At 72.4% G+C, this 11,662-nt stretch carries 8 protein-coding genes; 6 read left to right on the top strand and 2 right to left on the bottom strand.

Annotated elements, in window-relative coordinates:
* Positions 1–459 precede the first annotated feature (459 nt).
* The 4 genes from D3A59_RS03375 (at position 460) to bioB (ending at position 5,427) form a co-directional block, all read left to right on the top strand.
* Positions 460–1,374: an SDR family oxidoreductase gene (locus D3A59_RS03375; protein WP_119153515.1), complete on the top strand. Its 915-nt coding sequence runs from the start codon at positions 460–462 to the stop codon at positions 1,372–1,374.
* Positions 1,375–1,627: 253 nt separating this feature from the next.
* On the top strand, positions 1,628–2,824 hold the full coding sequence (locus D3A59_RS03370) for a CynX/NimT family MFS transporter (protein WP_119153514.1): 1,197 nt from the start codon (positions 1,628–1,630) through the stop codon (positions 2,822–2,824).
* A gap of 202 nt (positions 2,825–3,026) precedes the next feature.
* Positions 3,027–4,337 (top strand): TIGR03862 family flavoprotein, encoded by a 1,311-nt coding sequence (locus tag D3A59_RS03365; protein ID WP_119153513.1) that lies wholly within the window; start codon positions 3,027–3,029, stop codon positions 4,335–4,337.
* Between the two features lie 85 nt (positions 4,338–4,422).
* The gene (gene bioB / locus D3A59_RS03360; RefSeq protein WP_119153512.1) at positions 4,423–5,427 is read left to right on the top strand and encodes a biotin synthase BioB; all 1,005 of its coding nucleotides are present in this window, start codon (positions 4,423–4,425) and stop codon (positions 5,425–5,427) included.
* Between the two features lie 120 nt (positions 5,428–5,547).
* Here bioB and D3A59_RS03355 read toward each other — a convergent pair whose 3' ends face one another.
* Both D3A59_RS03355 and D3A59_RS03350 read right to left on the bottom strand, forming a co-directional pair.
* Positions 5,548–7,089, bottom strand: coding sequence for a tripartite tricarboxylate transporter permease (locus D3A59_RS03355; protein ID WP_119153511.1), 1,542 nt, complete (start codon positions 7,087–7,089; stop codon positions 5,548–5,550).
* 40 nt (positions 7,090–7,129) lie between these two features.
* On the bottom strand, positions 7,130–7,579 hold the full coding sequence (locus tag D3A59_RS03350) for a tripartite tricarboxylate transporter TctB family protein (RefSeq protein ID WP_119153510.1): 450 nt from the start codon (positions 7,577–7,579) through the stop codon (positions 7,130–7,132).
* 193 nt (positions 7,580–7,772) lie between these two features.
* On the opposite strand from D3A59_RS03350, the gene D3A59_RS03345 reads away from it, so the two are divergent.
* Complete coding sequence (locus tag D3A59_RS03345; RefSeq protein WP_119153518.1) at positions 7,773–10,118, top strand: Tex family protein; 2,346 nt, start codon at positions 7,773–7,775, stop codon at positions 10,116–10,118.
* A 76-nt stretch (positions 10,119–10,194) separates the two neighbouring features.
* Positions 10,195–11,655, top strand: coding sequence for a sensor histidine kinase (locus D3A59_RS03340; protein ID WP_119153509.1), 1,461 nt, complete (start codon positions 10,195–10,197; stop codon positions 11,653–11,655).
* The last annotated feature ends 7 nt before the right edge of the window (positions 11,656–11,662 follow it).

Genomic DNA, 11,662 nt, shown 5'->3' with positions numbered 1-11,662 from the left:
GAGGCTGTCAAGCGCCGCGCCCTAACCGACAGCACCGCCATTTGTGCAACAGAGCCCATGCGTGAGCAACTGGTGGATTTTGGGTTGATCTGTTGAGGAAGGTAATTCGCCATCTTGTCTGTCGTCCGTCCCTCGCATCAGTATTCCCGCCCCAAGCTTTTCCGTCCCGTTCCTCGAGGCCGCCCTTGCGGGTGATCTCGCAGGGGCATGCCTCGCGCCTCCCCTCCGCTTCAACCTCGCCCGCATGGCCGCAGCGCGCTACCTGCCTGGGAAGGACGCGACTCATCGTCATGCCCGTGGCGCCGACCGAAGGGCACCTGACCGCCTCCGGGAAAACGCCTTGTCTCCCCAGCCAAGGGCTCAGGAAGAATCGGCACTTCGCCCATTCCCGTTTGGCGGCACATGATTCTGCATAACGGAACTTTCATGACGCCTCCACGTTTCGAGAGGAGCCCAACGATGAAGACTTTCAGGGACCGCACCGCGGTGCTGACCGGCGCCGCGTCCGGGTTTGGCCTGGAGTGCGCGCGCATCGCTGCCCGCGAGGGCATGAAGGTCGTGATGGCCGACGTGCAGGCCGACGCGCTGGAGGCCGCCGCCGCCGAGATCCGCGCGCTCGGCGCCGAGGTGCTGCCCTTCCGGCTCGACGTGTCAAAGGCCGCGGAGGTCGAGGCGCTCGGCGCCGCGGTGCGCGAGCGCTTCGGCGCGCCGCACTTCGTGTTCAACAACGCCGGCGTCGGCTTCGGCGGGCTGATCTGGGAGCACTCGGCGCGCGACTGGGAATGGGTGCTCGGCGTCAACCTGATGGGCGTCGCGCACGGCGTGCGCGTCTTCACGCCGATGATGCTCGAGGCCGCGCGGCAGGACCCGGACTACGAGGGCCACATCGTCAACACCGCGTCGATGGCCGGGCTGCTGAACACGCCGAACATGGGCGTCTACAACGTCAGCAAGCACGCGGTGGTCTCGCTCAGCGAGACGCTCTACCAGGACCTGCGCCTCGTCACCGAGCGGATCTCCGCGTCGGTGCTGTGCCCGTACTTCGTGCCGACCGGCATCCACAGGAGCGACCGCAACCGCCCGGCGGGCGACGTGGCGCCACTGACGGCGAGCCAGCTCGTCGGCCGCGCGATGAGCGAGAAGGCGGTGACGTCCGGGCGGGTGACGGCGGCCGAGGTCGCCGAGAAGGTGTTCGCCGCGATGCGCGAGCGGCAGTTCTACGTCTACAGCCACCCGCAGGCGCTGGCGCTGGTGCAGCGGCGGCTGGAGGACGTGGTGCAGGGCCGCAATCCGGGCGACCCCTTCGAGAGCCGGCCCGAGATCGGGCAGCGGCTGCGCGACGCGCTGCGCGAGGCCGGCGCGACGGCGGACTGAAGCGGTCGGCGCCCGGGGCCGGGCGGGAGGCTCGTCCGCGTCGCCTCGGCGCGGCGGCCCCGGGCGGATCCGGGCCGCGGGGCAGGGCCGGTCCCGCCCCGCCGGCGGCGGGCAGCGCGACGCACGCACGGCCCGGCAGCGAGCCGGGTCCCCGATCCGTCCCTATGATGGGCGCCCCTTCCTCGTCTTTCCGGCGCCCGGGGACCCGCCCCGGGCGGGACCGGCGCCGGCCGCCGCCGTGTCCCTCGCCTCGATGAGTTCTCCCGAAACCGCTCCCGCGCCGCACCGGCAGGCGCTGCTGATCGCCGGCATCGTGCTGATCGCCGCGAACCTGCGGCCCTCGCTGATGGGCGTGGGCCCGCTGCTCAAGGACATCCAGGCCGACACGGGCCTGGCCACCGGCGCGCTCGGCCTGCTCGTGACGATGCCGGTGATCGCCTTCGCCGCGATCTCGCCGCTGGCGGCGCCGCTGGCGCGGCGCTTCGGGCTGGAGCGGGTGCTGCTCGCCTCGCTGGTGCTGCTGGCGCTCGGCATCGTGCTGCGCTCGCTGCCGGGCACGCCGGCGCTGTTCGGCGGCGCGGCGCTGCTCGGCGGCGCGATCGCGATCGGCAACGTGCTGGTGCCGGCGCTGATCCGGCGCGACTTCCCCAGCCGCATCGGCCCGATGACCTCGATGTTCGTGACGGTGCTTGCCGGGGTGGGGGCGCTCGGCGCGGGGCTGGCGGTGCCGGCGGCGGGGCCGCTGGGCTGGCGCGGCTCGCTCGCGCTCTGGGCCTTGCCGGCGGTGCTCGCGGCCGCGTGGTGGGCGCTGGTGCTGCGCCGCCCGGTGCCTGTTGCCGACACGGGCGCGGCCGGCGCGACGGCTGCGGGCGGGGCCGCGCCGCCGGCCGGGGTCTGGCGCTCGCCGCTGGCGTGGCAGGTGACGGCCTTCATGGGGCTGCAGTCGCTGTCCTTCTACGTGCTGGTGGCCTGGCTGCCGAGCCTGCTGCGCGACGCGGGGCTGTCGGCGGCGGCGGCCGGCACGCATGCCTTCGTGTTCCAGCTCGCCTGCCTCGCCGGCAGCATGATCGCGCCGCTGCTGGCCGGTCGCGCCAAGGACCAGCGCCCGCAGGCGGCGCTCACCGCCGGGCTGGTGCTCGTGAGCTACCTCGGGCTGTCGGTGGCCGCGACCTGGATCGGCTGGGTGGTGTTCGCCGGGCTCGGCTCGGGCGCGTCGCTCGCGCTCGCGATGTCCTTCTTCAGCCTGCGCTCGCACAACCCGCTGCAGACCGCCGCGCTGTCGGGCATGGCGCAGTCGGTCGGCTACGGCCTCGCGGCGCTCGGCCCGGTGGTCTTCGGGCTGCTGCACGACGTGAGCGGGGGCTGGGGCCTGCCGATCGCGATGATGTGGGGGCTGGTCGCGCTGCAGGGCTGGGCCGGGATGATGGCGGGGCGGGATCGCCGGCTCTGAGCCGGCAGCGCGCCTCGTCGATGCGGGCCGCGTTCGGGCGGCCCCACTCGGGTGCCGGGATGATGGTCCTCGGTGCCCGTGAACTGCACGCCGACGGCGAAAGCGGGTTGTTGCGGCGCCGCCTTGCGGCCGCTCCCCCGTGTGGCACACTGCGCCGCCCCGCCGGCCCGGCCGTCCTTTTCCCGCTCTCCCTCCCGAACCGATGTCCATCACTCCCCCTCCTGCCGCCGCCCCCCGCGTCGCCGTCGTCGGCGGCGGCCCCGCCGGCCTGATGGCGGCCGAGGCGCTGTCGCAGGCCGGCATCGGCGTGGACCTCTACGACGCGATGCCCTCGGTCGGCCGCAAGTTCCTGCTCGCCGGCCGAGGCGGCCTGAACCTGACGCATTCGGAGCCGCTCGAGGCCTTCCTGTCGCGCTTCGGCGCGCAGCGCGCCGCGCTCGAGCCGCTGCTGCGCGGCTTCGGCCCGGACGCGCTGCGCGAGTGGGCCGCGGGCCTCGGCATCGCCACCTTCGTCGGCACCTCGGGCCGCGTCTTCCCGGTCGACATGAAGGCCGCGCCGCTGCTGCGCGCCTGGCTGCACCGGCTGCGCGAGGCGGGCGTGCGCTTCCACATGCGCCACCGCTGGCTCGGCTGGGCCGAGGGCGACGACGCGCAGGCGCTGCGCTTCGCCGCGCCGCAGGGCGAGGTGCAGGTGCGCGCCGACGCGGTGCTGCTGGCGCTTGGCGGCGCGAGCTGGAGGCGGCTCGGCTCGGACGGCGCCTGGCTGCCGTGGCTCGCGGCGCGCGGCGTCGGCGTCGCACCGCTCGTGCCGTCGAACTGCGGCTTCGACCTCGCGCCGACGCCTGCGGCGCTCGCCGCAGTGCCGCCCGCCACCGGCTGGAGCGATCACTTCCGCGAGCGCCATGCCGGCCAGCCGATCAAGCCGGTGGTGGCGAGCTTCACCGGCGCCGATTGCCGCACCGAGCGCCGCCAGGGCGAGTTCGTCGTCACTGCCAGCGGCATCGAGGGCAGCCTCGTCTACGCCTTCTCGGCGCTGCTGCGCGACGAGATCGCGCGCGCCGGAAGCGCCACGCTGCACCTGGACCTGCTGCCCGACCGCGCGCCCGAGCGCGTGCTCGCCGACGTGGCGCACCCGCGAGGCTCGCGCTCGCTCGCCTCGCACCTCAAGAGCCGGCTCAACCTCGGCGGCGTGAAGGCCGCGCTGCTGCACGAGGTGCTCGACCGCGAGGCGATCAAGGACCCGGCGCGCGTCGCCGCGACGCTCAAGGCGCTGCCGCTCGTGCTCGCCGCGCCGCGCCCGATCGACGAGGCGATCAGCACCGCCGGCGGCGTGCGCTTCGAGGCGCTCGACGCGCGGCTGATGCTGCAAAGCCTGCCCGGCGTGTTCTGCGCCGGCGAGATGCTCGACTGGGAGGCGCCCACCGGCGGCTACCTGCTCACCGCCTGCATGGCCAGCGGCCGCGCGACGGGGCAGGGCGTGCGCGACTGGCTCGCGTCCGGAGGTAATTCATAATTACGACCTTGCGGTCGGCCTGCCGTGCTAGAAAGCCGGCTTGTCTTTCCTCAATCCCCCGAAGTTCCTTGAGGCCCTTGCACCGATGACCATCGCCCAACCCGTACACATCGTTCCCCGTGCCGCCGCGTCCGAGCCTTCCGGTGCGCAGGGCGCGCAGCGCTGGCCGGTGGCCGAGATCGAGGCGCTGTTCGCGCTGCCGCTCAACGACCTGATCTTCCGCGCGCAGCAGGTCACGCGCGAGCACTTCGACCCCAACGAGGTGCAGCGCTCGACCTTGCTGTCGATCAAGACCGGCGGCTGCCCCGAGGACTGCGGCTACTGCCCGCAGTCGGCGCACCACGACACCGGCGTCGAGGCCGGCAAGCTGATGGACGTGGAGTCGGTGCGCAGCGCGGCGCTGGCCGCCCGCGCGGCGGGCGCGACGCGCTTCTGCATGGGCGCCGCGTGGCGCGCGCCGAAGGACCGCGACATCGAGAAGGTCACCGAGCTCGTGAAGGAGGTGAAGTCGCTCGGCATGGAGGCCTGCTGCACGCTCGGCATGCTCACCAAGCCGCAGGCCGAGGCGCTGAAGGACGCGGGCCTGGACTACTACAACCACAACCTCGACACCGCGCCGGAAACCTACGGCCGCATCATCTCGACGCGCGACTATCAGGACCGCCTCGAGACGCTGGAGAACGTGCGCGAGGCCGGCATGTCCGTGTGCTGTGGCGGCATCGTCGGCATGGGCGAGTCGAGGCGCGAGCGCGCGGGCCTGATCGCGCAGCTCGCCAACCTGGATCCCTACCCCGAGTCGGTGCCGATCAACGAGCTGGTGCAGGTCGAGGGCACGCCGCTGCACGGCACCGACAAGCTCGACCCGCTGGAGTTCGTGCGCACCATCGCGGTGGCCCGCATCACGATGCCCAAGGCCTGGGTGCGCCTGTCGGCCGGGCGCCAGCAGATGCCCGAGGCGGTGCAGGCGCTGTGCTTCCTCGCCGGCGCGAACTCGGTCTTCTACGGCGACAAGCTCTTCATCACCGGCAACCCCGAGGTCGAGCGCGACGAGAAGCTGTTCGAGAAGCTGGGGCTGCGCGCGGCGGGCTGAGCCCGCCCGGACGCCGGCAGGGGGCGGCACGCCCCTCGACGGCGCCCGAAGGCAAGCCGCCGGTGCGGGGCACCGGCGGCGGGGGGCGGCCCGGCGGCTCGCGCCGGGATTCCATGCCGCTCAGTTCTGCAGCGCGGCCTCGACGCGGCCGGCTTCGACGCGGCCGGCCTCGCGCTCGCGCAGCGCGCGGCGCACCGCGCTCCACACCGTCCACAGCAGCAGGCCGGCGCCGGCGGCGAGCAGCGAGGCGCTGATCGGGCGATCGACGAAGACCATCGGGTCGCCGCGCGACAGCAGCAGCGCGCGGCGCAGGTGCTCCTCCATCAGCGGCCCGAGGATGAAGCCCAGCAGCAGCGGCGCGGGCTCGAAGCGCAGCACGCTCATCGCGTAGCCGGCCGCGCCGATCGCGGCGACCATCAGGATGTCGAAGGTGTTGTTGTTGACGCTGTAGACCCCGAGCGCGATGAACACGAGGATCGCCGGGTAGAGCACGCGGTAGGGGATGCGCAGGATCGCGACCCACACGCCGATGAGCGGGATGTTCAGGATCACCAGCATGATGTTGCCGATCGCGAAGCTCACGATCAGGCCCCAGAACAGGTCCGGCTGCTCGGCCATCAGCATCGGCCCCGGCTGGATGCCGTGGATGATCAGCGCGCCGAGCATCAGCGCCATCACCGCGTCGCCCGGGATGCCGAGCGACAGCGTCGGCACGAACGCGGTCTGCGCCGCGGCGTTGTTGGCCGACTCGGGCGCGGTGACGCCCTCGATCGCGCCCTGGCCGAAGCGGCTCGGGTCCTTGGCGACCTTCTTCTCCACCGCGTAGGACATGAAGGACGCGATCGACGAGCCGGTGCCCGGCAGCGCGCCGAAGAAGCCGCCGATCGCGGTACCGCGCAGCATCGGCAGCGCCGAGTCCTTCAACTCCTGGCGGTTGGGCATCATGGAGCGCATCGTGATCTTCTCCTTCACGTCCGATGCGCGCACCTTGTTGATGCTGGCGATCACCTCCGAGACACCGAACACGCCCATCGCCAGCGCGACGAGGTTGATGCCGTCCATCAGCTCCGGCACGCCGAAGTCGAAGCGCGGCACGCCCGAGTTCACGTCGGTGCCGACCATGCCGAGGATCAGGCCCAGCACCACCATCGCGATGCCCTTGGCGGGCGAGCCGGAGGCGAGCGTCGACGCGGCGATCAGGCCGAGCAGCATCATCGCGAAGTACTCGGCCGGGCCGAACTTCAGGCCCAGGTCGGCGATGGCGGGCGAGAAGGCGATCAGCACGACCAGGCCGAGCATTGCGCCGACGAAGGAGGCCACCGTCGTCATGAACAGCGCCACGCCCGCGCGGCCCCGCTTGGCCATCGGGTAGCCGTCCATGCAGGCCACCGCCGACGAGGGCGTGCCGGGCAGGTTCAGCAGGATCGAGGCGGTGGAGCCGCCGTACTGCGCGCCGTAGTAGACGCCGGCGAGCATCACGATCGCGGCGGTCGGGGGGATGTGGTAGGTGATCGGCAGCAGCAGCGAGATCGTCGCGAGCGCGCCGATGCCCGGCAGCACGCCGATGAGCGTGCCGAGCAGCACGCCGACGAAGCAGTAGAGCAGCGTGACCGGCGCCATCGCCGAGCCCAGGCCCGTCATCAGGCTGGAGAGGATGTCCATGGGGGAGTCTTTCCTGGCAGGAGTTTGTCGGTCGTCGGCCTCAGATGCTCCACCACCACAGCGGCAGGATCATCCCGAGTCCGGTGACGAAGATCAGCACCGTCACGGCGGTCACGCCCGCGACGACGAGCGCGCGGCCGCGCCAGGTGATCTCGCGGTCGGCGAGCGAGGAGAGGAAGACGGCGAGCGCCGTCGCCGGAATCAGCCCCAGCGTCTTGAGCGAGAACGCGAAGGCCAGCACGCTGCCCATCACGATCGCGAAGGTGCGCCACTCGACCTGGGGAAGCGAGCCGCTGCGGAAGAACGCGGGCACCGCCACCAGCAGGCCGAGCACGGCCAGCATCCAGCCGAGGATCGTGGGGAAGAAGCCGGGGCCCATGCGCGCGGCCGTGCCGAAGTCGTAGCTCTGCCGCGCGTAGAAGGCGACGAAGAGGCCGAGCGCGCTCAGCGCCAGCCCTCCGGCCAGGTCCTGTAGGTCTCTGTGTTTCATGCCTTTCCCTCTGCGGGTTGTTTTGTGTCAAGGCATTGAAACGGCAGAAGCGCTTGCCCTGAATTCGTGGAATTGCATAGCTACAAAAGCGCTCCACGCCGGAACCTTTCGGGCCCCCGCAGGATCGCGTGCCGACCGGGCCGCGGCCTGTGGCAAACTGCGCCGCCTCTCCATTTGCCCTCGGGCCTTGACCTTGGACAAGATCCTTCTGCAGATTGCCGCCGAGCTGAACGTCCGGCCGGCACAAGTCAATGCCGCGGTGCAGCTGCTCGACGGCGGCGCCACCGTCCCCTTCATCGCCCGCTACCGCAAGGAGGCCACCGACGGCCTCGACGACACGCAGCTGCGCGACCTGGAGGCCCGCCTGGGCTACCTGCGCGAACTGGAAGACCGTCGCGCCGCGGTGCTCAAGAGCATCGAGGAGCAGGGCAAGCTCACGCCGGAGCTGCGCGCCGCCATCGAGGCCGCGCCGACCAAGCAGGAGCTCGAGGACCTCTACCTGCCCTACAAGCCCAAGCGCCGCACCAAGGGCATGATCGCCCGCGAGGCCGGCATCGAGCCGCTCGCCGACAAGCTCTTCGCCGATCCGGCGCTCGACCCGATGGCCGAGGCCGCCGCCTTCGTCAACGCCGACGCGGGCTTCGCCGACGCCTTCGCGGTGCTCGACGGCGTGCGCGACATCCTCTCCGAGCGCTGGGCCGAGGACGCGGCGCTGGTGGGCAAGCTGCGCGAGTGGCTGTGGGAGGACGGGCTCTTCAAGTCCAAGCTGATGGACGGCAAGAACCCGGACGATCCCGACGTCGCCAAGTTCCGCGACTACTTCGACTACGACGAGCCGATCGCGCGCGTGCCCTCGCACCGCGCGCTGGCCGTGTTCCGCGGTCGCACGCAGGAGATCCTCGACGCGAAGCTGGTGCTGGACGAGGAGGTGATCCCGGGCAAGCCGACGCTGGCCGAGGGCCGCATCGCCGTGCACCTGGGCTGGAGCCACGCCAAGCGGGCCAGCGACGAGCTGATCCGCAAGACCGTCGCCTGGACCTGGAAGGTCAAGCTGTCCTTGAGCCTCGAGCGCGACCTGTTCTCGCGCCTGCGCGAGGAGGCCGAGAAGACCGCGATCAAGGTCTTCGCCGAGAACCTGCGCGACCTGCTGCTCGCCGCGCCTGCGGGCAAGCGCGTCGTGATGGGGCTGGACCCCGGCATCCGCACCGGCGTGAAGGTCGCGGTGGTCAGCGACACCGGCCGCGTGCTCGACACCGCCACCGTCTACCCGCACGAGCCGCGCCGCGACTGGGAAGGCTCGATCCATACGCTCGGCCGCCTGTGCGCGACGCACGGCGTGAACCTGATCGCGATCGGCAACGGCACCGCCAGCCGCGAGACCGACAAGCTCGCCGCGGATCTCATCAAGCGCATCCAGCAGCTTTCGCCGGACACGCACATCGAGAAGGTCGTCGTGAGCGAGGCGGGCGCCTCGGTGTATTCGGCTTCTGAATACGCGAGCAAGGAGCTGCCGGAGCTGGACGTGAGCCTCAGAGGCGCGGTGTCGATCGCACGCCGGCTGCAGGACCCGCTGGCCGAGCTGGTGAAGATCGATCCCAAGAGCATCGGCGTCGGCCAGTACCAGCACGACGTGAACCAGGGTGAGCTCGCGCGCACGCTCGACGCGGTGGTCGAGGACTGCGTGAACTCGGTCGGCGTGGACCTGAACACGGCCTCGGCGCCGCTGCTGGCGCGCGTGTCGGGCCTGTCCAATGCGGTCGCCAGCAGCATCGTGCGCTGGCGCGACGCCAACGGCGCCTTCCGCAACCGCCGCCAGCTGCGCGAGGTCACCGGGCTCGGCGAGAAGACCTTCGAGCAGGCCGCGGGCTTCCTGCGCATCCGCGACGGCGACAACCCGCTCGACCTCTCGGGCGTGCACCCCGAGACCTACCCGGTGGTCGAGCGCATCCTCGGCGCGGTCAAGCGCCCGATCGGCGAGCTGATCGGCAAGAGCGACGTGATCCGCACGCTCAAGCCCGAGGCCTTCGCCGACGACAGGTTCGGCGCGATCACCGTGAAGGACATCCTCGCCGAGCTGGAGAAGCCCGGGCGCGACCCGCGGCCGGACTTCAAGGTGGCGCGCTTCAACGACGGCGTCGAGGACCTCAAGGACCTGCAGCCCGGCATGGTGCTCGAGGGCACGGTCAGCAACGTCGCGCAGTTCGGCGCCTTCGTGGACCTCGGCGTACACCAGGACGGCCTCGTGCACGTCAGCCAGCTCAGCAACAAGTTCGTCAACGATGCGCGCGAGGTGGTGAAGACCGGCGACATCGTGAAGGTCAAGGTGCTGGAGGTGGACCTCGCGCGCAAGCGCATCTCGCTGACGATGAAGCTCGACGCCGCGCCGCCGGCGAAGGGCGCGGGCGGCGCGCGCGGCGACAACAGCTTCCGCCCGGCCGGCCGCGGCGAGCGCGCCCAGCCGGCGGCGCGCGGCGGCCAGCCCGCGCCGCAGGGCGCGATGGCGGCGGCCTTCGCGAAGCTGCAGGGCGGCAAGCGCTGAGGGTCCGGGGCGGCGATGGCCGCCCCGTCCGCCGCGTGGATTCCTCCGGTATGCGGCTTGCACCGAACCCTTGGTGATGTCCGGATTCCCCCCTCTGCGCTGGGCGGCGCTCGTGGCCGTGCTGGTGCTCGCCGTCGCCGGGACGGCGTCGGTCCTCGCCGTGCGCACGCAGGGCGAGACCGATGCCTGGGTGGCCCACACCCATCAGGTGATCGGGCAGCTCGAAAGCACGCTGCGTTCGCTCACCGAGGCCGAAGCGGCGCAGCGCGTCTACCTGCTCACCGGCGACGAGGCCGAACTGCAGCCCTTCGAGGCCGCGAGCCGGGAGCTCGAGGCCCATCTGGAGGCCCTGGCGCGGCTGACCGCCGACAACCCCCGGCAGCAGCAGCGCCTGCCCGCACTGCGCAGCGCCGCGGCCGCCCGCCTGCAGTCGCTCGCCGAGGCGGCGGCACTGCGCCGGGAGGGCGACCTGAGGGGCGCGCTCGCGCTGGTCCGCGATCGCGGGCGCGTGCTGATGGGGGAGGTCCGGGCCCAGATCGCCGCCCTGCGGCAGGAGGAGGACCGGCTGCTGCAGGCGCGGCTCGAGGACGCGGCGCGAGCCGCCGGCTTCGGCATGGCGGCGACTGCCGGCACCGGGGTGCTGGCGCTGGTGCTGCTGCTGTCGCTCTACCTCGCGTCCTCCCGCCACGCCGCGCGGCTCGCGGCCGAGCAGCGCGAGCTGCGGCGCTCGCGCGAGGAGACGCAGCTCGTCGCGGACGCGCTGCGCGTGGCCAACGAGGGCCTGCGGCGCGCGACCGCCGAGCTCGAGGACCGGGTCGCGGAGCGCACCGCCGCGCTGGCCGACGCGAACGCGCAGCTCGAGAGCTTCGCGCACACCGTGGCGCACGACCTGCGGGCGCCGCTGCGCAACATCCAGGGCTTTGCCGCCGCGCTGCTGGAGGACGAGGCGCCGCGCATGAGCGAGGAGGGCGCCGACTACGCGCGCCGCGTCGCGGCCGGCGCCGTGCGGATGGACGGCCTGATCTCCGACCTGCTGGCCTACAGCCGCCTCGCGCGCAGCCGCCTGCCGTGCGAACGGGTCGGGCTCGAGTCCCTGGTGCAGGAGGTGGTCCGGGAGCTCGCGCCGGACATCGGGCGCAGCGGGGCGGAGCTCACGGTCTCCACCCCGATCCCCGACGTCCTGGCGCACCGCGCCACGCTGGCGCAGGTGCTGACGAACCTGGTGGCGAATGCCCTGAAGTTCGTTCCGCCCGGTACGCCGCCGCGCATCCGGATCTCCGCGCGTCCCGAGGGCGAGGTCGTGGCGCTGACCGTCGCGGACCAGGGCATCGGCATCGATCCCGCGCACCACGAGCGCATCTTCTCGGTGTTCGAGCGGCTGCACGGCCCCGAGCGCTACCCCGGCAGCGGCATCGGGCTGGCCATCGTGCGCAAGGGCGTCGAGCGCATGGGCGGGCAGGTGCGCCTCGACAGCGCGCCCGGGGCCGGCAGCCGCTTCACCATCGAGCTGCCGGCCGCCGACGGGGAGGGGGCATGAGCGCGTT

This window comes from Caldimonas tepidiphila (genome assembly GCF_003569765.1).
GTDB lineage: Bacteria > Pseudomonadota > Gammaproteobacteria > Burkholderiales > Burkholderiaceae_C > Caldimonas > Caldimonas tepidiphila.
Note: the sequence above shows the minus strand (reverse complement) of the source record. Positions and strands in the feature narration are given on the sequence as shown.